This window comes from Allobosea sp. GW821-FHT03A12 (genome assembly GCF_058986765.1).
The window spans coordinates 1-22906 of record NZ_JBYSVZ010000009.1 but is presented as its reverse complement, the minus strand read 5'-3'; the positions used below and the strand labels follow the sequence as shown (position 1 = coordinate 22906).

25 protein-coding genes are annotated in these 22906 nt (G+C 66.3%); 13 read left to right on the top strand and 12 right to left on the bottom strand.

Annotation, left to right across the window (positions count from 1 at the left end):
• Positions 1-17: 17 nt before the first annotated feature.
• Positions 18-722 carry an HAD-IA family hydrolase gene (locus AC3WLC_RS28890; protein WP_493687342.1) on the bottom strand — a complete coding sequence of 235 codons (705 nt, stop codon included), beginning with the start codon at positions 720-722 and terminating at the stop codon, positions 18-20.
• 214 nt (positions 723-936) lie between these two features.
• On the opposite strand from AC3WLC_RS28890, the gene AC3WLC_RS28885 reads away from it, so the two are divergent.
• Both AC3WLC_RS28885 and AC3WLC_RS28880 read left to right on the top strand, forming a co-directional pair.
• The gene (locus tag AC3WLC_RS28885; protein ID WP_493687341.1) at positions 937-1602 is read left to right on the top strand and encodes a GntR family transcriptional regulator; all 666 of its coding nucleotides are present in this window, start codon (positions 937-939) and stop codon (positions 1600-1602) included.
• Between the two features lie 122 nt (positions 1603-1724).
• Positions 1725-1976: a hypothetical protein gene (locus AC3WLC_RS28880; protein WP_493687340.1), complete on the top strand. Its 252-nt coding sequence runs from the start codon at positions 1725-1727 to the stop codon at positions 1974-1976.
• Here AC3WLC_RS28880 and AC3WLC_RS28875 read toward each other — a convergent pair.
• The 4 genes from AC3WLC_RS28875 to AC3WLC_RS28860 form a co-directional block, all read right to left on the bottom strand.
• Complete coding sequence (locus AC3WLC_RS28875; protein WP_493687339.1) at positions 1933-2685, bottom strand: SDR family NAD(P)-dependent oxidoreductase; 753 nt, start codon at positions 2683-2685, stop codon at positions 1933-1935. The genes AC3WLC_RS28880 and AC3WLC_RS28875 overlap by 44 nt on opposite strands.
• A complete protein-coding gene (locus AC3WLC_RS28870; RefSeq protein ID WP_493687338.1) occupies positions 2685-3968 on the bottom strand; it encodes an ABC transporter substrate-binding protein in 1284 nt (427 codons plus the stop codon). Before AC3WLC_RS28870 ends, AC3WLC_RS28875 begins: the two co-directional genes overlap by 1 nt.
• A gap of 183 nt (positions 3969-4151) precedes the next feature.
• The gene (locus tag AC3WLC_RS28865; RefSeq protein ID WP_493687337.1) at positions 4152-5453 is read right to left on the bottom strand and encodes an ABC transporter substrate-binding protein; all 1302 of its coding nucleotides are present in this window, start codon (positions 5451-5453) and stop codon (positions 4152-4154) included.
• Entirely contained in the window at positions 5425-6216 is a 792-nt protein-coding gene (locus AC3WLC_RS28860; protein WP_493687336.1) for a FadR/GntR family transcriptional regulator, read from the bottom strand. The genes AC3WLC_RS28865 and AC3WLC_RS28860 overlap by 29 nt, the downstream gene beginning before the upstream one ends.
• A gap of 95 nt (positions 6217-6311) precedes the next feature.
• On the opposite strand from AC3WLC_RS28860, the gene AC3WLC_RS28855 reads away from it, so the two are divergent.
• The 11 genes from AC3WLC_RS28855 to AC3WLC_RS28805 all read left to right on the top strand — a co-directional run bounded on the left by AC3WLC_RS28855 (position 6312) and on the right by AC3WLC_RS28805 (position 17798).
• On the top strand, positions 6312-7436 hold the full coding sequence (locus tag AC3WLC_RS28855; RefSeq protein WP_493687335.1) for a mandelate racemase/muconate lactonizing enzyme family protein: 1125 nt from the start codon (positions 6312-6314) through the stop codon (positions 7434-7436).
• Positions 7436-8308 carry a carbohydrate ABC transporter permease gene (locus tag AC3WLC_RS28850; RefSeq protein WP_493687334.1) on the top strand — a complete coding sequence of 291 codons (873 nt, stop codon included), beginning with the start codon at positions 7436-7438 and terminating at the stop codon, positions 8306-8308. The genes AC3WLC_RS28855 and AC3WLC_RS28850 overlap by 1 nt, the downstream gene beginning before the upstream one ends.
• On the top strand, positions 8301-9128 hold the full coding sequence (locus AC3WLC_RS28845; protein WP_493687333.1) for a carbohydrate ABC transporter permease: 828 nt from the start codon (positions 8301-8303) through the stop codon (positions 9126-9128). The genes AC3WLC_RS28850 and AC3WLC_RS28845 overlap by 8 nt, the downstream gene beginning before the upstream one ends.
• A 4-nt stretch (positions 9129-9132) precedes the next feature.
• Positions 9133-10017 (top strand): DUF6772 family protein, encoded by an 885-nt coding sequence (locus AC3WLC_RS28840; RefSeq protein WP_493687332.1) that lies wholly within the window; start codon positions 9133-9135, stop codon positions 10015-10017.
• The gene (locus tag AC3WLC_RS28835) at positions 10017-10352 is read left to right on the top strand and encodes a hypothetical protein (RefSeq protein ID WP_493687331.1); all 336 of its coding nucleotides are present in this window, start codon (positions 10017-10019) and stop codon (positions 10350-10352) included. Before AC3WLC_RS28840 ends, AC3WLC_RS28835 begins: the two co-directional genes overlap by 1 nt.
• Positions 10353-10717: 365 nt before the next feature.
• Positions 10718-12676, top strand: coding sequence for an AMP-binding protein (locus AC3WLC_RS28830; RefSeq protein WP_493687453.1), 1959 nt, complete (start codon positions 10718-10720; stop codon positions 12674-12676).
• Between the two features lie 38 nt (positions 12677-12714).
• Entirely contained in the window at positions 12715-13524 is an 810-nt protein-coding gene (locus AC3WLC_RS28825) for an ABC transporter ATP-binding protein (protein WP_493687452.1), read from the top strand.
• Positions 13525-13526: 2 nt separating this feature from the next.
• A complete protein-coding gene (locus AC3WLC_RS28820; protein WP_493687330.1) occupies positions 13527-14471 on the top strand; it encodes a branched-chain amino acid ABC transporter permease in 945 nt (314 codons plus the stop codon).
• A 1-nt stretch (position 14472) separates the two neighbouring features.
• Entirely contained in the window at positions 14473-15561 is a 1089-nt protein-coding gene (locus AC3WLC_RS28815; RefSeq protein WP_493687329.1) for a branched-chain amino acid ABC transporter permease, read from the top strand.
• Between the two features lie 46 nt (positions 15562-15607).
• A complete protein-coding gene (locus AC3WLC_RS28810; RefSeq protein WP_493687328.1) occupies positions 15608-16933 on the top strand; it encodes an ABC transporter substrate-binding protein in 1326 nt (441 codons plus the stop codon).
• Between the two features lie 22 nt (positions 16934-16955).
• Complete coding sequence (locus tag AC3WLC_RS28805) at positions 16956-17798, top strand: ABC transporter ATP-binding protein (protein WP_493687326.1); 843 nt, start codon at positions 16956-16958, stop codon at positions 17796-17798.
• A gap of 7 nt (positions 17799-17805) precedes the next feature.
• On the opposite strand, the gene paaI is transcribed toward AC3WLC_RS28805, so the two are convergent.
• The 7 genes from paaI to AC3WLC_RS28770 form a co-directional block, all read right to left on the bottom strand.
• The gene (gene paaI, locus AC3WLC_RS28800) at positions 17806-18255 is read right to left on the bottom strand and encodes a hydroxyphenylacetyl-CoA thioesterase PaaI (RefSeq protein ID WP_493687325.1); all 450 of its coding nucleotides are present in this window, start codon (positions 18253-18255) and stop codon (positions 17806-17808) included.
• Positions 18230-19237 (bottom strand): methylmalonyl Co-A mutase-associated GTPase MeaB, encoded by a 1008-nt coding sequence (gene meaB, locus AC3WLC_RS28795; protein ID WP_493687324.1) that lies wholly within the window; start codon positions 19235-19237, stop codon positions 18230-18232. The genes paaI and meaB overlap by 26 nt, the downstream gene beginning before the upstream one ends.
• 3 nt (positions 19238-19240) lie before the next feature.
• On the bottom strand, positions 19241-20920 hold the full coding sequence (locus AC3WLC_RS28790; RefSeq protein WP_493687323.1) for an acyl-CoA mutase large subunit family protein: 1680 nt from the start codon (positions 20918-20920) through the stop codon (positions 19241-19243).
• A complete protein-coding gene (locus tag AC3WLC_RS28785) occupies positions 20917-21357 on the bottom strand; it encodes a cobalamin-dependent protein (protein ID WP_137879071.1) in 441 nt (146 codons plus the stop codon). Before AC3WLC_RS28785 ends, AC3WLC_RS28790 begins: the two co-directional genes overlap by 4 nt.
• The gene (locus AC3WLC_RS28780; protein WP_493687322.1) at positions 21354-21947 is read right to left on the bottom strand and encodes a TetR/AcrR family transcriptional regulator; all 594 of its coding nucleotides are present in this window, start codon (positions 21945-21947) and stop codon (positions 21354-21356) included. The genes AC3WLC_RS28785 and AC3WLC_RS28780 overlap by 4 nt, the downstream gene beginning before the upstream one ends.
• Before the next feature lie 390 nt (positions 21948-22337).
• Positions 22338-22727: a helix-turn-helix domain-containing protein gene (locus AC3WLC_RS28775; RefSeq protein WP_493687321.1), complete on the bottom strand. Its 390-nt coding sequence runs from the start codon at positions 22725-22727 to the stop codon at positions 22338-22340.
• 65 nt (positions 22728-22792) lie between these two features.
• Positions 22793-22906, bottom strand: a 114-nt coding sequence (locus tag AC3WLC_RS28770; RefSeq protein ID WP_493687451.1) for a biotin/lipoyl-containing protein, incomplete at its 5' end; no start/stop codon positions are given.

Below are 22906 nucleotides of genomic sequence, written 5' to 3'. Positions count from 1 at the left end.
TCGGTTGATCGCAAGCGTCAGGCGATGGCTTCGAGCAGCTCCGCGAGGCTCGACACCGTCAGGTCCGGCCGGGCCTCGGCCGCGCCCTCCCCGGACAGCCCGAGCAGGCGGTTCGGCCGGTTGATCCAGGCCGATGTGAGCCCGAGCCTGTTGGCGGGCGTGATGTCGGCGCGAAGGCTCTGGCCGACATGGAGGACGCGCTGCCGCGGAATGCCGGCTGCGTCGAGATCGGCGAGCGCCGTGGCGAAATGCTCGTCGCTGGGCTTGTAGGCGCCGACGCGCTCGGCCGTGACGATGATGTCGAAGCGGATGTTCATCTTGGCGCAGGACGAGGCGAGCGAGGCGTTGTCGATGTTCGACAGCGCCCCGATCCTGGCGCGCGCCTGCAGTGCCTTCAGTCCAGCCTCCGTGTCCGCATAGGCCGGCCAGTCGTGCGGCGTCCGCGAGAATGCTTCGCGCCGGGCAGGATGGACCGCGACGCCGTAGTCGCCCGAGATCCTGTCGAAGCAGCGGCGCAGCACCTCGGGATAGAGATGGGCCGGGCGCTCCTTCTGGATCGCGGCGCGGGCGCGGTCGAAGGACATGATCAGCTCGTCGCCGCTCGCGGTCACCCGCTGCTCCTGCGCCCAGGCCTGGAGGAAGGCGACGATCGACGGCTCCCAGTCGATCAGGGTGCCGTAGACGTCGAAGGTGACGGCGTCGAAGTCGGACAAGCGAAGCATTGGAAAACCGTTCCGTTCAAGCTGGAATAAATTAGCGATAATCGCTAATTTGAAAGCCGTCAACTCCTTCACGATTCCGAGCGGCCCAGAGAGCTTCAGGGCGCATCGCCGCCCTGCTGCGCCGATTGACTTATGAAAACACCTCGATGAAAAGGGAGCCAGTTGACGCCTTCAAATCGCTAATCTCGCACAGGGCGGACGTCGTTTGGACCCTATGAGCATCGTGGATCCGGCATCGCGCCGGGACAGCCGGTCGGCCGCCGCGGTCGTCGCCGACGATCTGCGCGCCGCTATCCTCCGCAACCGGCTGCCGGGCGGCGAGCGGCTGCGGCAGGACGCCATCGCCACGCAGTTCGGCGTGAGCCAGATGATCGTTCGCGAGGCCTTCAAGCAGCTCGTCGGCGAGGGCTTCCTCACGGCCGAGCCGCGCCGCGGCGTCGCCGTCGCAGTGATGAGTCGCGACGAGGCCTGGGAAATCAGCCAGTTGCGCGCGATCCTGGAATGCCAGGCCTTGCGCTGGGCGATCCCCAACATGGTGCGCGCCGATTTTCTTGCTACTGCAAAGGTGCTCGACGAGCTCGACACTGCCACGGCCGTCGACGCCAAGATCCTGCTGAACGGCCGCTTCCACCAGATCCTCTACGCGCCGGCGAGGCGTCCCCGCACGCTGGAGATGATCGAGACGCTGCGGATGAATTTCGAGCGCTACCTCCGCTACACCTGGGAGCAGACGCATCATCTCGAGCAGTCCCAGGCCGAGCATCGCAGCATTCTGACGCTCTGCGAGATGCGCGACGTCGAGCGGGCCTGCGACCTGCTGCGCAAGCATGTTCTCGCCACGGGCGACCTGCTCGTCGACAGCCTCACGCCGAAGGCCTAGCCCGCCTGCCGGGGAAGCGCCCGCCGCGCGTGCTCGATGCGTGATCATATTATCGCTAATCGCTAGAATTGGAGCGCTGCTCGCCGAGCCGCTCCGCTGGACCCGGGACAGGGAAGAGGCACATGACCTACCAGCGGGTCGGCATCATCGGAGCCGGCGTCATCGGACATGCGATCTTCGACGCCATCGTCACCCAAAATCTCGCCGCAGTGGACTACGTACTGGTCGACGAGCGCTTCGCGCCACCTGCCGACGCGACGCGCCTGCGCGAACATCTCGTCACAGATTCACGATGGCATGTCGTCATGCCGGTGGCCGGAGTGACCTCCATCAAAGCCGCAGCCCACCATCGACCGCGATCTCGGCGCCGTTGATGTAGCTGCCCTCGGGCGAGCAGAGCAGCAGTGCGATCCCGGCACAATCATCGGCGCGGCCGAGCCGGCCGAGGGGAATGCGGGCGAGCACCTGCTCTTCCCGTCCGGGCTGGGCCAGGACGCCGCGGTTGCGATCGGTCAGGATCGCGCCGGGCTGGATGATATTGCAGGTGACATCAGGGACACGCAGGCTCCGCGCCAGGTTGAGGATCATGTTGGTCTGCGCCGCCTTGGTGGCGGCGTAGTAGAAATGCGTCGGATTGGGACGCTTCTCCTGCACGCTGCCGATCGCGATCAACCGGCCGAAGCCGCGGTCCAGCATGCCCGGCAGGAAGGCCTGCAAAAGCCGCACAGTGGCGTGGAGATTGATCTGCGTCTGAGTCGCCATTGCGGCCTCCGAGACCACATCCCAGGTTTCGAGCGTTTCGACGGAGGCGCAGAGTACGAGGATGTCGGGCTCGATGCCGTTCGCCGTCAGCTCCGCCGCCATCGCAGTGGGGGCCGCAGCTTCGGCAAGATCGGCGATCAAAGGCGAGGCCGCGAGGCCTCTCGCTTGCAGATCGGCAGCGGCCGCGCGGGCCGTGGCTGCGTCCCGATCATGAATGATCGCATGCGCGCCACCTTCGGCGAGCCGCGTCGCGATCGCCAGCCCGATGCCGCGCGCCGCACCGGTGACGAGGGCGACGCGCCTCGAAAGTTGACCCGCCATCAGCCGAGCAGCGGCTTCACGCGGGCGACGGCATCGTCCATCGCCTGCTGCGGCGGCTTGCGACCGAGCACGGCGGCTTGCGTTTCCTCGATGAAGATGTCATGGGCGCGAGCCTGCTCGTCGAAGGCCGGCAAATGGATGCGCGAGGCCTTCAATGCGGCGGCCTCGTCGGCGGCATAGGGCATCGCCGCCTTCAACTTCTCGTCGGCATAGGTCGAGATGCGGGTCGGCCCGTTGCCGTTGAGCGCCATCGCCGTCGTGCCGGCCTTCGAGGACAGCGCGCGGATGAATTCCCAGGCGAGCGGCTTCTGCTTGGCGTTCTTCGGGATCATCAGCGACCAGAACTCGACCGTCGGCGCGAACGCCATCTTCCCGGCGAGATCGACCGCCATCGGTGGTAGCAATGACTTGAAGCGCCCGCCATACTTGCCCTTGGCCGGATCGTTGTAGGAGACCAGCCGGGCGAAGGGATTGATCGTCATCGCCGCCCTGCCCTGCTGCATCCAGGTGGTGATCTCCTCATTGTTCACCGTGGCAAAATTCCGTGGCAGCACGCCGGCCTTGTAGAGATCGGCGAGGATGGTCAGCGCCTTGACCATGGCCGGCTCGTTGGCGGTGAGCTTGCCGTCGGCCGTCATGTAGTCGCCGCCGAGGCAGCGCGAGACCGTCAGGAAATTCGAGGCGAAGACGGCGGTGAAGGCGAGGCCGTGGACCTGCGTGCCGTCCTCGCGCTTGAAGGTGAGCTTGCGCGCGACCTCGACCAGCTCTTCGAAGCTCGCCGGGAGCTTGCTGATGCCGCGCTCCTCCAGCAGCGCCTCATTGTAGATCAGCGCATTGGTGGCGTGGCGGACCGGGATGCCATGCAGCGCGCCGTCGACCTTGAGCGGGGCGATCAGCCCCGGTGCGAAATCGTCGAAGGCCTCGATCGGCGCATCCTTCATGAACGCATCGAGCGGCTCGAACAGCTTGAGATTGCGCGGCACAGCGCGGCCATTGACGAGATAGGCGACGTCGATCGAGGTCTCGGCCAGCGAGGCCTCGCGCAGCAGGCGCTCGTGCACGGCGTTGACGTCGCCGAAGGTGACCCAGTTCAGGTTCGCCCCGCTCGCCTTGCGGAAGGCCTCGGTGGCATCGCCGCCTGGCCCTGTCGTGGCGGCGGTTTGGTGGACGCGATGGCCGAGGGCTGTGAGTGTCTTTGCCTGTGCGAAGGCGCGGCCGGGCAGGACAGATGCGGCAGCGGCACCCAAGCCAAAGGTGCGGCGCGAGAGAATGGTCTTCGACATGGCTCTTCTCCTGATCTGTCGCCCGCCCCGTCTTTCCGGGGCTTCGCGCAGCGAAGAGCCCGGAATCCAGAACCACAGGCGGAGATCGCCTACATGCTACAGTTCGAGCGCCTCCATTCGACGCTCCGGCGCTTCTAGATTCCGGGCTCGCTGCTGCGCAGCGCCCCGGAATGACAGTGTGCTTCAGGCTGGCAGCAGAGGCTGCACGCGCTTGACCAGCGAGGCCATTGCCTCCTCGGGCGTCTTCATGCCGAGCACCGCGGCTTCCGCCTCTTCCTTGAAGAGATCGCCGGCGCGGGCCGCTTCGTCGAAGGCCGGCAGCGGCACGCGCGCCACCTTGAGCACCTTCAACTCCTCGGCAGCGTAAGGGACCGTCCCGGCGAAGCTCTGGTCGGCATAGGTCGAGGCACGCACCGGTCCGTTGCCGTTGAGCGCCGCCTTCAGGGTCGCCTCCTTCGAGGCCATCGCCTTGATGAAGCTCCAGGCGAGGTCCTTGCGCCTGGCGTTTTTCGGGATGACCATGCCCCAGAACTCGACCTTGGCCGGAGCGGCATCGTACTTGCCGGCCAGCGTCTTCGAGGCCGGCACGGCGATCGTCTTGATCTTGCCGGAGAATTTCGACTTTTGCGGATCGTTGTAGATGCGGTTGCGGCCCATGCTCTGCAGGCTCATCGCCGCCCTTCCCTGCTGCATCCAGACATTGACGTCCTCGGGCGAGAGCGTCGCGAAATTGCGCGGGAAGGCATTGGCCTGGAAGAGCTCGCGCAAGGTCCTGATCGCGGTCAGCATCGGCGGCTGGTCGGCAGCGCATTTGAAGTCGGGCGTGATGAACTCGCCGTCCCAGGCGCGGGCAAGGTCGATCACGTTCGGATAGGTCACCCCCGGCGTGCACAGGCCTACCACCTGCGTGCCGTCCCCGCGGCGATAGCTGCAGGCCTTGGCGATCTCGATCATCTCCTCGATCGTCGCCGGCGGCTTGGAGAAGCCTTTCTCGGCCAGGATCTCCTCATTGTAGTGCAGGCCGGAGGAGGCATGGCGGAACGGCACGGCGAGCTGCTTGCCGCCGACATTCATGCCCTTCATCAACCCCGGGAAGATGTCGGCCAGGTCCTCGACCGGGTCGCGCTTGAGATAATCGTCGAGCGGCTCGAATAGGCCCGCGGCACGCGGCACCACCTGCGTGTTGACGACGAAGCCGACATCGACCGAGGTCTCGCCGAGGCTCGCCTCGCGGAACAGCCGCTCCTGCAGCGGGCCGGTGTCGAATGTCGTCCACTGGACGTTGACGCCATTCTTCGCGGCCCAGTCCTTGGTGATGTCGCCGCCCTGCGCGCCAGTCGCGACCGTCTGCATGACGCGATGGGTAAAGACGTTGAACGGCCCGCTCTGCTGCGCGCGGGCGCCTCCGGTCCCAAGCGCCGTGAAGCTCAACCCGAGAATGCCGGCGCCGAACTGCCTACGATTCAGTCCCGTCTCCGTGCCCATGCCTGTCCTCCCGATGGTTCGCGAGTTCCGCGATGGCGGCTTCAGCCGCTTCGAAATGCTTGTTCATGGCGGCCGAGGCCGCGGCCGGATCGCCGGCACGGATCGCCTCGACGACGCGGACATGCCGCTCGAAGGTGCGTCGCCAGTCATCCTTGGTGCGCTTCTCGCGCGAATTGAAGATCTCCATGACCTCGCGGATCACCGGCCTGAGGCCCCTGATCTGGAAGTCGAGCAGGCGGTTGCCGGACGAGGCCGCAATCGCCTCATGGAAGTCGAGATCGGCCTCGATCCAGCGCGGCACATGGCCGAGCGCGTCTTCCATGCGGGCGAGAATGAGATCGAGCCTCTCGATATCCTCAGCCGAGCGACGCTCCGCGCTATGGGCCGCGATCGGTGGCTCGAGGATGCGGCGCAGCTCCACCGCCTCGGTCAGGCCATTGGCGCGGCCGCGCACGGCGAAACGATAGAAGCGGTCGAGCGGAGCGGCGTCGAGCGCCTGCACCCGGGTCGGCTTGCCCTGCTGGATATGGACGACGCCCATCGCCGCGAGCTGGCGGATCGCCTCGCGGGCGATCGGCTTGCTGACGCCGAAGGAGGTGGCGATGCGCGCCTCTGACGGCAGGGCGTCGCCGGGCTTCAGCCTGCCATCCTGGATCGCCTGGGTGATGCGCTGGATCACGGCGTCGCCCAGCCGCATCGGCACGACGTCGCCGCCAGCGAATGGGTCGTCGCCACCGAGCAAGGATGAAGCGGCATCGCTCATCGATCACCTCCGTTTGGGGATCATTGACAGACGCCGCTCAGCTTGGCAACTGTTCAACCTATCAGATAAGTTGAACAGCCGAAGGACACCCCTTCATGTCGGGCAGCCGCATCTCGAGGGTCACCGCACATCCACTGCGGGCGACTCTGCCCAAGGTCCAGCGGACCTCGCAGGGCGACTATCCGGCGATCGAGATCGTCGTGGTCGAGGTCGAGACTGAAGACGGCACCATCGGGTTCGGCGAAGGGCTCTGCCGCCGCGGCGCCGCCGGCTATGCCCGCTTCATCGAGGAGGCACTGGTGCCTCGCCTGATCGGTCGCGATGCCGCCGACCGACGTGCGCTCTGGAAGGCGATGCGCGCCGCCCTGTCCGGACGCCCGGGCGGCCAGATCGTCGAGGCGATCGCCGCGGTCGACATCGCGCTCTGGGACATTGCCGGGAAGCAGGCTGGCCTGCCGATCCACAAGCTGCTCGGCGGCATGGGACGCACCGAAGTCGCGGCCTACGCCTCCTCGATCAACTGGCTCGATGACGCCACCGTCGAGGCCGAGGTCGCCGCCGTGCTGAAGGCCGGCTTCCGCGAGATCAAGGTCAAGCTCGGCCATCCGCTCCGGGATGCGATCGCGCGTGCCAAGCTCGTCCGCAAGCTCGCAGGCGACGACATCGCCCTCTATGTCGATGCCAACTGGGCCTATGATGTCGATGATGCGTTGATCGTCGGGCGGGCGCTGGCCGATCTCGGCTATGGCTTCTTCGAGGAGCCGATCGCGCCGCAGGATCGCGAGGGCTATCGCCGCCTCGCCCAGCACCTGCCGATCCGCCTCGCCGCTGGCGAGAGCGACTTCGTCGCTAGCGATGCGCTGATCTCGCTGCAGGACCGCTCGCTCGGGCTGATCCAGCCTGACGTGACGCGCTCGGGCGGGATCAGCGAGACCTGGCGGATCTGCGAGCTCGCCGCCGCTTTCAACACGGCCTACGCCCCGCATGTCGGCTGGTCCGGCGCGATCTGCGTCGCCGCCAGCCTGCAGCTTGCCGCCGCGGCCGAGACCTTTCGCACCTTCGAGTGCATGGTCTACCAGAACCCGCTGCGCGACGCCTTCACCCGCCCGATCGTCGGCGAAGGCTCGCGGCTCATCGACGGCAAGCTTTCCGTGCCGCAGGGGCCGGGTCTCGGCGTCGAGATCGACCGCGATGCGCTCGCGCGCTTCAGGATCGCGTGATGAGCGCCCGTACGCCCCTCTCCGCCATCGCGCTGGTCTCGCCGGTGCAGCTGATGATCGGCGGCATCATCTTCCTGCCGGCGATCTACGTATTCTGGCTCAGCCTCAACCAGTCTTCCTTCGGCCAGGCCGCGAGCTATGTCGGCTTCGCCAACTACGCCAAGGTGCTGGGCGATGCCTATTTCTGGAAAGCGCTGCTCAACACGGTGATCGTCGTTGCCGTGGTGGTGCATGTCGAGCTCCTGCTCGGCCTCGGCATGGCGCTGTTCTTCGCCTCGGGCGTGCCGTTCCGGCCGCTGCTGCTCGCGATCGTGCTCGCGCCCTATGCGGTCAGCGAGGTCTCCGCGGTGGTGATGTGGCGCTTCCTGTTCGAGCCCGACGTCGGGATGATGAGCCGGTTGCTGATGTCGCTCGGCCTGCCGCCGATCGAATGGGCGGTGAACCCGAGCCATGGCCTCGCCATGGTCAGCCTGCTCTCGATCTGGCTGCATCTGCCCTTCAGCTTCATCATCCTCTATGCCGCGCGGCTCTCGATCCCGAGCGATCTCTACGAGGCCGCAGCGATCGACGGCGCCTCGCCCTGGACCTCGTTCCGCCGGGTGACCCTTCCGCTCTTGATGCCGGCGCTGCTGATCGCCGCCCTGTTCCGCTACATCTTCGCCTTCCGGCTGTTCTCCGAGGTCTGGCTGATGACCGGCGGCGGCCCGGCGCGCTCGACCGAGGTGATGGCGGTCTATCTCTATCTCGAGGCCTTCCGCTACAACGCCTTCGGCCCGGCCGCCGCCACCGGCTGGCTCCTGGTGCTCGCCTCGCTCCTGCTCGCGCTGTTCTATCTGCGCCGGCTCTACAGGGAGATGTTCGCGCGTGCCTAAGCTTCTGCGCCATCTCCTCAAGCTCGTCGGCGTGCTCGCGATCGTCGCCTGGTCGCTGGTGCCGATCGGCCTGATCGCCATGTCGTCCTTCAAGGCCGACCGCGACATTTTTTCAACTACGGGCGCGCTCTCTTTTTCTCCGACCCTGGCGAACTACCAGGCGCTCTGGAGCCGCTGGGGCGATTTCTTCTTCGGGCTGTGGAACAGCTTCCTGGTCACGGTCGGCGCGACCGTGCTCGCCGTCGGTGTCTCCCTGCTCGCGGGCTTCGCCTATTCGCGCTTCGCCTCGAAGGGCCTGCAGGCCTCTGCCTTCTTCCTGATCTTCATCCGGCTGATCCCGCCGATCGTGATCACGCTGCCGCTCTTCCCGGTGGTGAACTGGCTCGGCCTCAACGACACCCATTTCGTGCTGATCGTGCTCTACGCCACCTTCTTCGTCTCGCTCGGGACGGTGGTGATGCGCACCTTCATCGACCAGATCCCGCGCGAGCTCGACGAAGCCGCGATGATGGACGGCGCCTCGCAGATGCAGATCATCGCCCGCGTCATCCTGCCGATGGCGGCTCAAGGGATGCTCGCCGTCTCGGTCTTCGTCATCGTCTACGCCTGGAACGAGTTCCTCTTCGCCTTCATCTTCACCACCACCAAGGCGAAGACCGCACCGCTGGTGATCTCCGAGATGATCGGCGCCGTCGAGGGCGTCGAATGGGGCGTGCTCTTCGCCGCCTCGACCGTGCAGCTCGTGCCGGTGCTCGCCTTCGTCATCCTCATGCAGAAGCATCTCGTCGCGGGCCTGACCGCCGGCGCGGTGAAGGGGTAGGACCATGACCCAGCTCGACGACTTCAGACGCGCCATCCGCGAGGCCGATCCGCAGCTCAGCCGCTTCGACCCCCTGCCCCGGATCATCTGCCTCGATGATTTCGACCGCGGCATGTGCGGCTGGACTCAGCTCGTCGGCAATTACGAGGACACGTTGGACGCGATGCTGCCGGGCTATGCCCAGCACAGCCACGCCATGCTCTCGACCCTGCCGAACTGGGATTTCGGCTCGCATGGCGGCGTCGACGGTTCCTACGCGCTGAAGATCGCGACGCGGCCGAAGAAGGGCGCGCAGAACGTCGCGATCAAGCGGCTGACCTTCCGCAAGCCGGGACCGATCCGGCTCGAGGCCTATTTCACCTTCAAGCCCGAGGCGACCGAGCTGCAGCTTTCGGAGACCGACATCCGCTCCTTCGGCTTCCTCTACGATCTGCAGATCGGCGACAGCTCGGGGCCGGGCGATCGCGTCATGCCGCATTTGCGCTTCCTCAACGCGCAGGACGGCAAGCACATCCAGAGATGGCAGTTCAAGCGCCGGACGACTCCGATCAAGCCGATCGGCAATGCGGGGAAGACAATCACCCACTATCATCTTGCTCCCGACGACTGGGAGGATCTGCCGGGCGGCGAGCAGCGGCTCTGCTACAATGAGATCCCGACCAAGGTGAACTGGCACTATCTGCGCTTCGACTTCGACCTCGCCTCGATGCAGGCGACGCGCTTTCAGGTCAACGACCGCGTCTTCGCCATGGACGGCTTCGACTGCATCCGCATACCCGCGATGAAGAACCTGTGGTGCATGCTCAATCTCGCCTTCTTCGCCGAGACCGACACCGACAAGCGCGCCTTCGCCTATCTCGATTCCGTCTGCCTGTCGGGAGAGTTCTGATGCTGCCCGAGAATCTCACCGCCGTCGTCGCCCGCAACGAAACCTGGACCGGATTAAGCGCCACCGAGCCCTACGAGGCCGGCTGGGCCAAGGAGGCGATCGTCTTCGTTCGCGCGTTGAAGGAGCCGAAAGGGCCGCTGCCCAAAGCGAGGGTCGAGATCTCGGCCGATGGCATGCATTGGTGCGCCGAGGGCTCGGAGTTCGCGCTGCCGGCGGCGAAGGACGCCGTGACCTTCCAGCGCATCAGCCATTTCGGCAATTTCCTGCGCGTTGCCGCGACGCTGCCCGATGGCGCCGAGATCACCCTGCTGGTGACGTTTCATCTCAAAGCCTGACCGCCCCCGGCGCAGAATGCGCCGCTTGCGGACCTCGGCCTGTGACCGGGAGACGGACATCGTCACCTGCAGCCTGCCGGGCATCGACGGCCGGTTGCTGGGCGCGATCCTGAGCCCTTCGACCCATGAACCCAACGCTGTCGGGCGGGGTGAGGACTGGCCCCTGTTGAACGCCTGATCTCTCGGTCAATTGCTGACATCACACCTCGCGCCCAAGCCCGGGCTCGAATTGCCGGCACATTTCGCGCGCCTCGCTTGCCGTTCAAGCTAACTGAACACTTGTTTAGTTATTAGGGCACTGATACGCTGCCTGGCAGGTGAGGAAATTCCGGCTTCGGCCGGACGCAGGCGAGGTCCTCGTGGACATGACCACAGAGGCGAACACGTTCCCGAAGCTGCTCTTGCACCACGCGTCGTGTCATGCGGGTCGGCCCGCCATGCGCGAGAAGCGCTACGGCATCTGGAAGACCTGGACCTGGGCCGAACTCTTGCATGAAGTGCAGTCGCTCGCTTTGGGACTCGCCAAAGCCGGCGTGAAGCCGGGAGAGCGCGTCGCGATCATCGGCAACAACCGCGCACGGCTCTACTGGAGCATCCTGGCGGCCCAATGCCTCGGCGCGGTGCCGGTCCCGATCTATCCCGATGCGGTCGCGGACGAGATGGCCTTCCTCCTCGCCCATGCCCGCACCTGCGTGGCGATCGTCGAGGACCAGGAGCAGGTCGACAAGCTCCTCTCCATCCAGGACCGGCTGCCGCTCCTGCGCCTCGTCGCCTATGAAGATCCTCGCGGCTTGCGCGACTATCCCCAGACCGGTTTTCTCGTCAGCCTCGATGCGATCATGGCCCGGGGGCGCGAGCTCGGCTCGGGCGAGGCGATTGCGCCGCGCTTTGCCGACCTCGTCGCGCGCACTGAAGGCGATGATACCTCCATCATCCTCTACACCTCCGGCACGACCGGCCGGCCGAAAGGCACCGTGATCGCCGCCGAGCGCGCGATCAAGGCCGCCGCGGCTACCGTCGCGGCCGACGGGCTCGACGCCACCGATGAGGTCGTCGCCTATCTGCCGATCGCCTGGGGCGGCGACCACTATCTCAACTATGCCCAGGCGCTGGTCGCAGGCTTCTGCATGTCCTGCCCGGAAGAGCCGGAGACCGTCGCCGAGGACATGTTCGAGATCGGCCCGACCTTCTATTTCGCTCCGCCGCGCGTGCTCGAGAACCTGCTGACCCGGATCATGATCGAGATGGAGGATGCCGGGCGTGCCAAGCGCTGGCTCTTCGACCGCTTCATGACGGTGGCGCGGCGCTGGGGTGAGGCCATCCTCGACGGACGGCCGGTGCCCCTCCACGGCCGTCTGCTCTATGGTCTCGGGGAAGCCCTGATCTACGGGCCGATCAAGAACGTCCTCGGCTTCTCACGGCTGCGGGTGGCCTACACCGCCGGCGAGGCGATCGGGCCCGACCTGTTCTCGTTCTTCCGCTCTCTCGGCATCAACCTGAAGCAGTTCTACGGGCAGACCGAGGCCTTCCTGTACATCTCTGCCCAGCCCAACGGGGAAATCCGGGCCGAAACCGTCGGCCCGCCCGCACCTGGCGTCGAGATCCGCATCGCCGAAGGTGGCGAGGTCCAGTTCCGCTCGCCAGGCCAGTTCGTGGCCTATCTCGACGATCCCGAGCGCACCGCCGAGACACTCACCGACGACGGTTTCGTCCGCACCGGGGATGCCGGCTTCTTCGACCGCAGCGGCCATCTGCGGATCATCGACCGCGCCAAGGATGTCGGAAAACTGCTGGGCGGCGCGATGTTCGCGCCCAAATACATCGAGAACAAGCTCAAGTTCTTCCCGAACATCAAGGAGGCGGTCGCCTTCGGAGCGGATCGGCCGTTCGCCACCGCCTTCATCAACATCGACCTGCTGGCGGTCGGAAACTGGGCCGAGCGCAACGGGATCAGCTTCGCATCCTATCAGGAGCTGGCGGCCCTGCCGCAGGTCTACGACATCGTGCGGGGGCATATCCGGCAGGTCAATCGCGACCTGCTGGCTGAGCCGACCATGGCCGGCGCCACGATCTCCCGCTTCGTCATCTTGCACAAGGAGCTCGATGCCGACGACGGCGAGCTGACCCGGACCCAGAAGGTCCGCCGCGCCTTCGTCGAGGACAAATACGCCGCCCTCATCGCCGCGCTCTATGACGGCTCGCAGAGCTGCTTCGTCAGCACCGAGGTCACCTTCGAGGACGGCCGCAAGGGGCGGATCGAGGCGCTGCTCGCCATCGCCGATGTCGACGAGCCCTCCGCGCGCGCCGAGGCGCTGGCCGCATGACCGGTAATGCAGCCAGCCTCGCGCTGCCGCTTGCGCCGATGGCGCCGGCCGTGGCGCATGTCACTCCTGCCGCTGTCGCCAGCAAGCCCTTGCTGGCGGTCGAGAACGTGTCCCTGCGCTTCGGCGGCGTGAAGGCGCTCAGCGACGTCTCCTTCGACATCCGGGCCGGCGAGATCAGGGCGATCATCGGGCCGAACGGCGCCGGCAAGACCTCGATGCTCAATTGCATCAACGGCTTCTACCGGCCGAGCAGCGGCCATGTCGCGCTCGACGGGATCCGCCACTGTCATCTGCGGCCATCCCTCGCCGCACGCAACGGCATCGCCAGAACCTTCCAGAACGTCGCCCTGTTCAAGGGCATGACCACGCTCGACAACATCATGACCGGCCGGGCGCTGAAGATCCGCAGCGGCTTCCTCAAGCAGCTCGTCAGGCACGGGGCCGCCCTGCGCGAGGAGATCGAGCACCGGCGCAAGGTCGAGGAGATCATCGACTTCCTGGAGATCCAGGCCATCCGCAAGACGCCGGTCGGCAAGCTTCCCTACGGCCTGCAGAAACGGGTCGAGCTCGGCCGGGCGCTGGCGATGGAGCCACGCCTGCTGCTGCTCGACGAGCCGATGGCCGGCATGAACCTCGAGGAGAAGGAGGACATGAGCCGCTTCATCGTCGAGGCCAACCAGGCGTTCGGCACCACGATCACACTGATCGAGCATGACATCGGCGTCGTGATGAACCTCTCGGACCGCATCGTCGTGCTGAACCATGGCTGCAAGATCGCCGACGGCACGCCGGAGGAGGTCCGGCGCAACCCGCAGGTCATCGACGCCTATCTCGGGCCGGGAGAGTGACGATGGCTGCTTTCGATCCGGTCAAGGTCGCGTTCTTCGTCGAGGTCCTCGTCAGCGGCCTCCTGTCGGGCATCCTCTATGCGCTGGTCGCGCTCGGCTTCGTCCTGATCTTCAAGGCGTCCGGCGTCTTCAACTTCGCGCAGGGCGCGATGGTGCTCGTCGCGGGCCTGGCCTTGGTGCGGACGCTGAACTGGCTGGAGGCACATCTGCCGTTCTGGCTCGCCCTGCTGCTGGCCCTGTCCTTCGCCGGGGCGCTGATGACCGGGATCGCCTGGGCGGTCGAGCGTTTCGTGCTGCGCAAGCTCGTCAACCAGACCGCGCTCGCGCTCTTCATGGCCACGATCGGCATCACCTTCGTGCTGGAAGGGCTCGGCCAGCAGATCTTCGGTGCCCAGGTCTACAAGCTCGATATCGGCCTGCCGCGCGAGAACATCTTCGCGCTGGAGAGCCTCTTCGACGGCGGCATCCTGCTCAACACGCTCGATCTCTGGTCGGCGCTGCTCGCCGCGGCGATCGTGGGCGCCCTCGCCTTCTTCTTCCAATGGACCCGCACCGGCCGCGCGCTGCGCGCCGTCGCGGACGACCATTCGGCAGCGCAGTCGGTCGGCATCCCGCTGACACGCGTCTGGTTCATCGTCTGGGTCGTGGCCGGCCTCGTCGCCATCGCCGCCGCCGCCGTCTGGGGCTCCAAGGTCGGCGTGCAGTTCTCGCTCGTCTATGTCGCGCTCAAGGCGCTCCCGGTCATCATCGTCGGCGGGCTGACCTCGGTCCCCGGCGCCATCCTCGGCGGCCTGCTGATCGGAGCGGGCGAGAAGCTCGCAGAAGTCTATCTCGGCCCATCCCTGGGTGGGGGCATCGAGCACTGGTTCGCCTATGTCGTGGCCCTGGTCGTGCTGCTGGTGCGCCCCCAGGGCCTCTTCGGCGACCGCATCATCGAGCGGATCTGACATGTTCTACCGCGAAGCCGGACATTTCCGGGACAACTACCAGGCCGACATGGCGCTCTTCCCGATCCGCGAAGACCGGATCGGCGTCTCGCTTCTCCTCTTAGCCGCCTTCGTGGCGATCCCCCTGCTCCACCTGGCCGGGATCGGCCCCTTCTCCGGCGACTACCTCTTCAACGCGATCCTGATCCCGGTCCTCATCCTCTCCATCGCGGCCATCGGGCTCAACGTCCTGGTCGGCTATTGCGGGCAGATCTCGCTCGGGGCCGGCGCCTTCATGGGGATCGGCGCCTACGCTGCCTACAACATCGCCGTCCGGCTGCCCGGCATGCCGCTGATCGGCACCTTCCTGCTCGCGGGCGGCGTCGCAGCGTTCGCCGGCGTCCTCTTCGGCATCCCGTCGCTGCGCATCAAGGGGCTCTATCTCGCGGTCGCGACACTCGCAGCACAGTTCTTCTTCGACTGGTGCTTCCTGCGCCTGGGCTGGATCACCAACTACACGCCGTCCGGCTCGGTCTCGGCGCCCGCGCTCGTCGTCTTCGGCTGGGAGGCGGACAAGCCGGTCGAGCGCTACCTGCTCGTGCTGACGATCGCGGCAGCGGTCGCTTGGGGGATCGCCAACCTCGTCCGCGGCAATATCGGGCGCCAATGGATGGCGACGCGCGACATGGACATCGCGGCCGAGATCATCGGCATCAGGCCGCTCGAGGCCAAGCTCACCGCCTTCGCCGTCTCGTCCTTCGTCCTCGGCCTTGCCGGCGCGCTCTGGGCCTTCGCCAATCTGCGGTCCTGGGAGCCCTACGCCTTCTCGATCGACCGTTCCTTCCAGCTGCTCTTCATCGTGATCATCGGCGGCCTCGGCTCGATCGTCGGCTGCTTCCTCGGCGCCGCCTTCATCTGGCTCCTGCCGCTGGTGGTGGAGGCCGTGCCGCGCTGGCTTTCGATCCCGATCTCGGCCGATGCCGCCGCCAACCTCACGCTCGCGGCCTTCGGCGTCCTGATCCTGCTCACCCTGATCTACGAGCCGCACGGCCTCGCCCGCGTGTGGGCGATCACCAAGCACAAGCTCAGACGCTGGCCCTTCCCCTACTGAACGACATCCAAGGCCCGGCAAGTGGCCGCATACCAAGGAGGAACGCATGGCTCATCGCATTTCAAGGCTGTCGGCGCTGCTCATAGGCGCCGCCCTCGCCTCGCCATCAGCCGTCTTCGCCCAGGAGAACGGGCAGTTCATCCCGGTCCTCTCCTACCGAACCGGCCCCTTCGCTCCTAACGGCATTCCCTGGGCGGACGGCATCGTTGACTATCTGGAACTGCTCAACCAGCGCGATGGCGGCATCAACGGGGTCAAGATCCTCTACGAGGAATGCGAGACCGGCTATGCGACCGACCGGGGCGTCGAATGCTATGAGCGCCTCAAGGGCAAGGGGCCGACGGGCGCAGCCTTCGTCAACCCGCTGTCGACGGGCATCACCTTCGCGCTGACCGAGAAGGCGCCGGTCGACAAGATCCCGCTGGTCACGGCGGGGTTCGGGCGCTCGGAATCGAAGGATGGCAGCGTCTTCACCTGGAACTTCCCGCTGGTCGGCACCTACTGGACCGCGGCGGACGTCGCCATCCAGCACATCGCCAAGGAACTCGGCGGAACCGAGAAGCTCTCTGGCCGCAAGATCGTGCTGCTCTACCATGACTCGCCCTTCGGCAAGGAGCCGATCCCGGTCCTCGAAGCGCTCGCCAAGAAACGCGGCTTCCAGCTCACCATGATCCCGGTCGCCAATCCCGGCGTCGAGCAGAAGTCGCAATGGCTGCAGATCCGCCAGATCCGCCCCGACTATGTCGTGATGTGGGGCTGGGGCGTGATGAATCCGACCGCGATCCAGGAGGCGGCCAACGTCAACTTCCCGCGCGACAAGATGATCGGCTTCTGGTTCGCAGGCGCCGAGCCTGATGTCGTGCCCGCCGGCGCCAACGCGGTCGGCTACAAGGCGCTGATGCTCCAGCATGGCGCCGGCCGGGCGAAGGTGCACGACGATCTCGACAAGTTCGTCTACGGCAAGGGCCTCGGCAAGTCGAAGCCCGCCGATACCAGCGGGGTCCTGTTCAATCGCGGCATGGTCGGGGCGATGCTCGCGGTCGAGGGCATCCGCACCGCCATGAAGAAGTTCGGCAACAAGCCGATGACGGGCGAGCAGGTGCGCTGGGGCCTGGAGAACATCGACCTCGACGCGGCCCAGCTCAAGAGCCTCGGCTTCGAGGGCATGATCAGCCCGGTGAAGATCTCCTGCGCCGATCACGAGGGCTCGAACAAGTCGCGACTCCAGCAATGGGACGGCAAGGGCTGGAAGATCATCTCCGACTGGTACACGGCCGACGAGACGATGCTGGCGCCGATGCTCAAGGACGCCGCCGCGCGCTACGCCAAGGAGAAGAGCATCACCCCGCGCGACTGCAGCAAAGAGAGCTGAGCGGCAGCCGGGGAGCAGGGCGATGCAGCGTCCCGAACAGGACGGAGGGGAGAGCGAGCGGCTCTCCCCGATCCTGACCGTCAACAATATCGAGGTCGTCTACGACCATGTCGCGCTCGTCCTGAAGGGCGTTTCGCTGACGGTGCCCGAGCGCGGGGTCGTCGCCCTGCTCGGCGCGAACGGAGCCGGCAAGACGACTGCTTTGCGGGCGATCTCGAACCTGCTGAAGGGCGAGCGCGGCGAGGTCACGAAGGGGTCGATCACCTTTGCGGGCGAGCGCGTCGACCGGCTGACGCCGAACGATCTCGTCCGGCGCGGCTGCATCCAGATCCTGGAGGGTCGCCGCTGCTTCGGCCATCTGACGATCGAGGAGAACCTGCTGACGGGGGCCTATACCCGCCCCGACGGCGCCGCCGCGATCCGCGGTGATCTCGATCAAATCTACGAGACCTTTCCCCGCCTGCGCCAACGCCGCACCTCGCTCGCGGGCTACGTCTCCGGCGGCGAGCAACAGATGTGCGCCATCGGCCGCGCCCTGATGTCGAAGCCCCGCATGATCCTGCTCGACGAGCCCTCCATGGGGCTGGCGCCGCAGGTCGTCGAGGAGATCTTTGGAATCGTGCGGGAGTTGAACCTGCGCGAAGGCGTCTCCTTCCTGCTCGCCGAGCAGAACACCCGCATGGCGCTCAAATACGCGACCTATGGCTATATCCTGGAGACGGGGCGCGTGGTCATGGACGGCCCGGCCGAGGCGATGCGCGAGAACGACGACGTCAAGGAGTTCTATATCGGCCGGGCTGACGCGCAGGGCGCCAATTTCCGCAATGTGAAGACCTATCGGCGCCGCAAGCGCTGGCTGAGCTGAGCCGTCCTCAGGACGGCATCGTCTCGGCGATGCGGCGCGACTGGCCCCGGAATTCCGCCACTACCTTGCCGGTCGCCGCATCGACGACCGAACAGTCGTAGATCGCGGTCCGGCTCGTGCGCGAGCGCTCCAGCGCGTGGGCGACGAGGCGGTCGCCCGGCTGCACCGGGCGCACGAAGGCGATCGTGCAATGCTGGGCCACGGCCTGGCTGCCATGGCTGTTGCAGGCGATCGACAAGGCGGTGTCAGCCAGCGTGAACAGGACGCCGCCATGGCAGGTACCGAAGGCGTTCAGCGCGTTCGGCGGGACGGTCATCTCCAGTTCCGCCTCGCCGGGCCCGACCTTGCGCAGGCGGAAGCCGAAGCTGCGTGCGGGGACATCGCCGGAGAGCATGAAATCGGCGCAACGCCGCGCCAGGGCCTCGGCATCGTCAGGCGGCATGGTCGGCTGCTGCATCGCTCGGCTCCGTAGCGGGAGCGGCCTTGCGGTCGCGGTCAAGATGCGGTGCGTCGAGGAGGCACGAGGCGGCGCTGGCGATGCTCAGCTCGCCAGCCGCGACACGATCCAGCATCGCCTCGAACGCTTCGTCCAGTCGTTCGACAACCGAGCGTTTCACGATGGCTGCGGCGGCATCGGCGACGAGGCGGCGGAGCCGGGCGCGGCGTCGCTCGCGGTGCTGTGCCGGGTCATCGGGGGCGATGGCGTCGACCGCCGCGAGCAAGGCGGCAACGCCCTGGCCGGAGTTCGCGACCGTCTCCAGCACGGGCACCGCCTGCTGCTCTTGCGGGCGCAGGGACAGCATGGCGCGCAGCTGGCGTACCGTGCGGGAAGCTAGCGGCAGATCGGCCTTGTTGACGACGAGGATGCTCGCGATCTCCAGGATGCCGGCCTTGATCGCCTGGACGTCGTCGCCAAGTCCCGGCGCATTCACGACGATGCGGATGTCGGCGACATCGACGATCTCGACCTCCGACTGGCCGGCTCCGACGGTTTCGATCACGACTACGTCCCAGCCCGCGGCGTCGAAGACGTCGACGATGTGATGGGTGGTCTCCGAGAGGCCGCCCAGATGCCCGCGCGAGGCGACGGAGCGGATGAAGACGCCCTCGTCCTCGGTATGCCGGCCCATCCTGATCCGGTCGCCGAGGACGGCCCCGCCGGAGAGCGGGCTCGACGGATCGACCGCCGCGACTGCGACGGTCCGGCCCGCTTTGCGCAGCTCCGCCACGAAGGCATCGACGAGGGTCGATTTCCCCGCACCGGGCGGGCCGGTGAAGCCGATGGTCAGGGCGCGGCCGGTCCAGGGCTGGATCGCCGCCTGGAGGGCGATGGCGGCCGGCCCACCCTCCTCCATCAGGGTGATCGCCCGGGCGATCGCTCTGCGCTCTCCCTCGCGCAAACGGGCCGCGAGGGACGAGACGGCCGTGTCAGCCCCCATTTGTCAGGCGATGACGAGAGGATGGCCGAAGCCGAGCTCGCGACGCAGGCAGGCGACGATCTCGCCATGCGTGACACCCGCCTCGGCGGCGTCGATGACCTTGCCGAAGGTGTTCTCGCCCTCGCTGTTGGCGGCGCGGGCGAGATCGTCCAGCGCGCGCGTCACGGCGACCTGGCTGCGCTCACGCTTGAAGGCCTTGAAGCGTTCGACATGGCGCTCCATCGCCGCCAGGTCCGGACGATCGGCCGGCGGAACCGTCGGGTCCTCGTCGACCCGGTAGCAGTTCACGCCGACGACCTTGCGCTCGCCGGTCTCGACCTGCTCTTGGAAGGCGAGCGCGGAGTCGCCGATCATCGTCTGCACCAGCCCGGCCTCGGCCGCCTTGTACATGCCGCCGGCGGCGTCGACCTTGGCAATCACCGCCTCGATCTCCGCTTCCATCTGGTCGGTCATGCGCTCGATGTAATAGGAGCCGCCGAGCGGGTCGATGACGTCACAGAGGCGCGCTTCCTCGCGCAGGATGTTCTGGGTCGCGACGGCGACGCGCGCCGTCTCCTCGCTCGGGGTCGCGATCGCTTCGTCATAGGCGTCGGTATGCAGCGATTGGAGGCCGCTCAGGATACCGGCCATGGCCTGCACCGAGACGCGGGCGATGTTGTTCAGCGGCTGCTGCTGCGTCAGGTCGACGCCCGAGGTCTGGCCGTGGAACTTGAAGCGCCAACAGGCCGGGTCCTTGGCGCCAAGCCGATCGCGCGCGATGCGGGCCCAGATGCGCCGCCCCGCCCGGAACTTCGCGATCTCCTCGAAGAACGAGATCGAGATGTCGAAGAAGAAGGTGAAGCGACGCAGCACGTCGTCGATGTCCAGGCCGCGCCGGATACAATCCTCGGCATATTGGATCGCGGTCGAGAAGGTGAAGCCCATCGTCTCGGCCGGAGTCGCGCCGGCCTGCTGCATGTGCTGGCCGACGACCGAGACCGGATTCCAGTTCGGCACATGCCGGCGGCAGAACTCGATATGGTCGAGCAGCACGCGCCGCGAGCCGGGCAGCGACAGCCGGTAGAATTGATGGTTGGCGATGAAATGCGAGATGTAGTCGCTCTGGTTGGAGGTGCCGGTCACGCGCGACCAGTCGACGCCGCGGCGGCGGGCGACACCCAGCGTGAAGCCGAGCAGCGTGAACGGCGACGGGTCGTTCATCGCCGTGGAGATTTCGCCGATCGGCACCCCGTCGAGGGCCTGGTCCATATGATCGGTCGTGTTGATCACCGTGCCGCAGGTGCCGAGCAGGACGGTGTCGACCTCGTCGCAATCGATGCCGCGGAAGCCGGAACAGCAGGGAAGCAGGCTGATCGCGCTCGCGCCGAGCTCGATGATCCGGCGGACGCGCTGGTTGTAGTCCTCCGGGGTCCCGAGCCCGATCAGCTGGCGCTGGGTCCATGTGCGGCCGCGGTGCATCGAGGGATAGATGCCGCGCGTATAGGGGAACTGTCCCGGGAAGTTCAGGTCGTCGAGATAGCGCTCGCCCGCCCAGTCCCGCGGGGTATAGAGCGGCTGGACCTCGATCCCCGAGCGGTTGCGGACCGGCGTCTCGCCCGCCATCTGGCGGCCATAGGCGGCTCGCCATTCGCCCTGGGCTTGCTCGAAGCCCGGCAGGGGCAGCTGCACGGCGGTCTGGCTCATCGGGATGCCTCCGAGAATTCATCCGCGCGCCGCTCGCGCGCTTGCAGGCCAAGGGATGCGACGCAGTCGACGATGTCCTCGCGGCCCGCGCCAGGCCCGAAGACTTGGCTGACGCCGGCCGCGATCAGCGCGGGCTTTTCCTCTTCGGGAACGATGCCGCCGACGATGACGCCGACATGGTCGAGGCGCGCCTCGCGCAGGGCCGCCATCATCTTGGGAACGATGAGGTGGTCGGTGGCGAGCGAGCTGATGCCGATGACCTCGACGTCCTCCTCGAGGGCAAGCTTGACGACGCCGGCGATGGTCTGCCAGGGCGGGGTATAGATCACCTCCATGCCGGCATCGCGCAGATAGGCGGCGACGATCCGGCTGCCGCGATCATGGCCGTCAAGGCCGATCTTGGTGACCAGAACCCGGATGGGGCGGGACGTGCTCATCTGCGGCCAGCCTTCTCGTCCCGGCGCTCCCCGAAAGCGGCCATGAATGCATCGACGATCTGATCGAGGCTGCCGCCGAGACGGCGATACCAGACGGGGGTCCAGTTCAGGGCGCCGATGAGGAGGAGCCGCATCAGCTTCGGATCACGGCCGCTCTCCAGGTGCAGCTCGCCGATCAGCGCGCGGAACCGCGCCTCGTAGCGTTCACGCTGGACCTTCAGCTCCGCCTTCGCCTCGGGGACATCGTCCGGAAGCACGCGCACGATCACGCGCGCATAGGCACTGTCGTCGAGGATCGCCTCGAGATGGGCCTTGATCGATCGCCGGAAACGAAGCTGGGAATCGGCCTCCCCCGCGACCGCCTGCTCGAGATGCGCGAGCATGCGATCAACCCCTTCCGTGTAGACGGCGATCAGCAGCGCCTGCTTGGTAGGGACATGGAAATAGACGGCGCCTGGCGTGACGCCCGCCACCTGCGCGATGTCGCGAATGGTCGTCGCGTGATAGCCTTTGTCCGCAAAATGCGAGGCGGCCGCGTCAAGGAGCGCGGGGAGCCTGCTCGCTTGTCTTTTGGAGGCTGTTGCGGCCAAGGGAAACCTCAGAGCTAACTGAACGATTGTTTAGCAAATCCGGATATGGAAGGCAAGCAATCCTCACCCCGTCCATCCAGCTCCTCAACCTGACTGGCGTTCCCAGTGTGCGGCACTGCATCTCATCTGGGGAAGCTTGAACTTGCCGGCAACTGCCTCCCACAGAAAGCCGAGCCAACCGGAGCATGACCCAGCTGCGCTGCCCAGCACCCAACTGGGCCGCCCGAATGCGGACGTTCGAGATGACAGGAACCGGCCAGTCGAGTTCCTGGACGAGCCCTGCTCCCTGGCGCTGCTCTACTCTCTAAAGTTCAGAAAAACGCACGCCGCCTCTCGAAACGATCAATCGACGACAAGACAGGCAGAGATTTCAAGTGTAAATCGGCCGTCTCACACGAGAGATGGACAGAGGAGGCCTCGGCCTGCCTTTTCGATGGGAAACTCTGGCCCCATGGAAACGCGAAGGCGCTCGCAGTAGATCGCAAACTGAACAGCCGCCTGTGTGCGTGACCTGAGTCCCAGGCGGCGCAATATCTCTTTCTGCTGGGATTTGACGGTTGCCTCGCTCGAGCCACGCACCCAGGCGATCTGCTTGTTGAGGTAACCGAGGGCGGTCAACGCAAGCACCTCCAGATGCCCGTCACTCAAGCTCTGGATTCGCTCACGGAATTCTCTTTCCGCCGGCAGGTAATTCGAATTAAGGCCCACCTTGGGGCCTCTCCTGCGGCCATGCCCGCGATGTCCAATGGATATCGATAATTCGGGCGCAATCTCGGTCATTGGGACGATCCTCGAGCGTCGCAACCAGACATAGAGCCGGCAGCGGAAATCTGGGGTCCGCAGCCTCAGGCGAATTCCATGATGACGGCGTCGACAGCCAGCGAGTCGCCTTCCTTGGCCAGGATCTTGGCGATGGTGACGTCCTTCTCGGCGCGCAGCACGTTCTCCATCTTCATCGC

Coding starts and splice junctions, on each gene's coding strand:
- AC3WLC_RS28825 (WP_493687452.1), top strand. CDS start 12,715: ATGGCGCCGGCCGTGGCGCATGTCACTCCTGCCGCTGTCGCCAGCAAG.
- AC3WLC_RS28870 (WP_493687338.1), bottom strand. CDS start 3,968: ATGTCGAAGACCATTCTCTCGCGCCGCACCTTTGGCTTGGGTGCCGCT.
- meaB (WP_493687324.1), bottom strand. CDS start 19,237: ATGGGGGCTGACACGGCCGTCTCGTCCCTCGCGGCCCGTTTGCGCGAG.
- AC3WLC_RS28860 (WP_493687336.1), bottom strand. CDS start 6,216: ATGAGCGATGCCGCTTCATCCTTGCTCGGTGGCGACGACCCATTCGCT.
- AC3WLC_RS28840 (WP_493687332.1), top strand. CDS start 9,133: ATGACCCAGCTCGACGACTTCAGACGCGCCATCCGCGAGGCCGATCCG.
- AC3WLC_RS28855 (WP_493687335.1), top strand. CDS start 6,312: ATGTCGGGCAGCCGCATCTCGAGGGTCACCGCACATCCACTGCGGGCG.
- AC3WLC_RS28885 (WP_493687341.1), top strand. CDS start 937: ATGAGCATCGTGGATCCGGCATCGCGCCGGGACAGCCGGTCGGCCGCC.
- AC3WLC_RS28775 (WP_493687321.1), bottom strand. CDS start 22,727: ATGACCGAGATTGCGCCCGAATTATCGATATCCATTGGACATCGCGGG.
- AC3WLC_RS28815 (WP_493687329.1), top strand. CDS start 14,473: ATGTTCTACCGCGAAGCCGGACATTTCCGGGACAACTACCAGGCCGAC.
- AC3WLC_RS28790 (WP_493687323.1), bottom strand. CDS start 20,920: ATGAGCCAGACCGCCGTGCAGCTGCCCCTGCCGGGCTTCGAGCAAGCC.
- AC3WLC_RS28835 (WP_493687331.1), top strand. CDS start 10,017: ATGCTGCCCGAGAATCTCACCGCCGTCGTCGCCCGCAACGAAACCTGG.
- AC3WLC_RS28805 (WP_493687326.1), top strand. CDS start 16,956: ATGCAGCGTCCCGAACAGGACGGAGGGGAGAGCGAGCGGCTCTCCCCG.
- AC3WLC_RS28875 (WP_493687339.1), bottom strand. CDS start 2,685: ATGGCGGGTCAACTTTCGAGGCGCGTCGCCCTCGTCACCGGTGCGGCG.
- paaI (WP_493687325.1), bottom strand. CDS start 18,255: ATGCAGCAGCCGACCATGCCGCCTGACGATGCCGAGGCCCTGGCGCGG.
- AC3WLC_RS28850 (WP_493687334.1), top strand. CDS start 7,436: ATGAGCGCCCGTACGCCCCTCTCCGCCATCGCGCTGGTCTCGCCGGTG.
- AC3WLC_RS28810 (WP_493687328.1), top strand. CDS start 15,608: ATGGCTCATCGCATTTCAAGGCTGTCGGCGCTGCTCATAGGCGCCGCC.
- AC3WLC_RS28820 (WP_493687330.1), top strand. CDS start 13,527: ATGGCTGCTTTCGATCCGGTCAAGGTCGCGTTCTTCGTCGAGGTCCTC.
- AC3WLC_RS28865 (WP_493687337.1), bottom strand. CDS start 5,453: ATGGGCACGGAGACGGGACTGAATCGTAGGCAGTTCGGCGCCGGCATT.
- AC3WLC_RS28880 (WP_493687340.1), top strand. CDS start 1,725: ATGACCTACCAGCGGGTCGGCATCATCGGAGCCGGCGTCATCGGACAT.
- AC3WLC_RS28890 (WP_493687342.1), bottom strand. CDS start 722: ATGCTTCGCTTGTCCGACTTCGACGCCGTCACCTTCGACGTCTACGGC.
- AC3WLC_RS28785 (WP_137879071.1), bottom strand. CDS start 21,357: ATGAGCACGTCCCGCCCCATCCGGGTTCTGGTCACCAAGATCGGCCTT.
- AC3WLC_RS28830 (WP_493687453.1), top strand. CDS start 10,718: ATGACCACAGAGGCGAACACGTTCCCGAAGCTGCTCTTGCACCACGCG.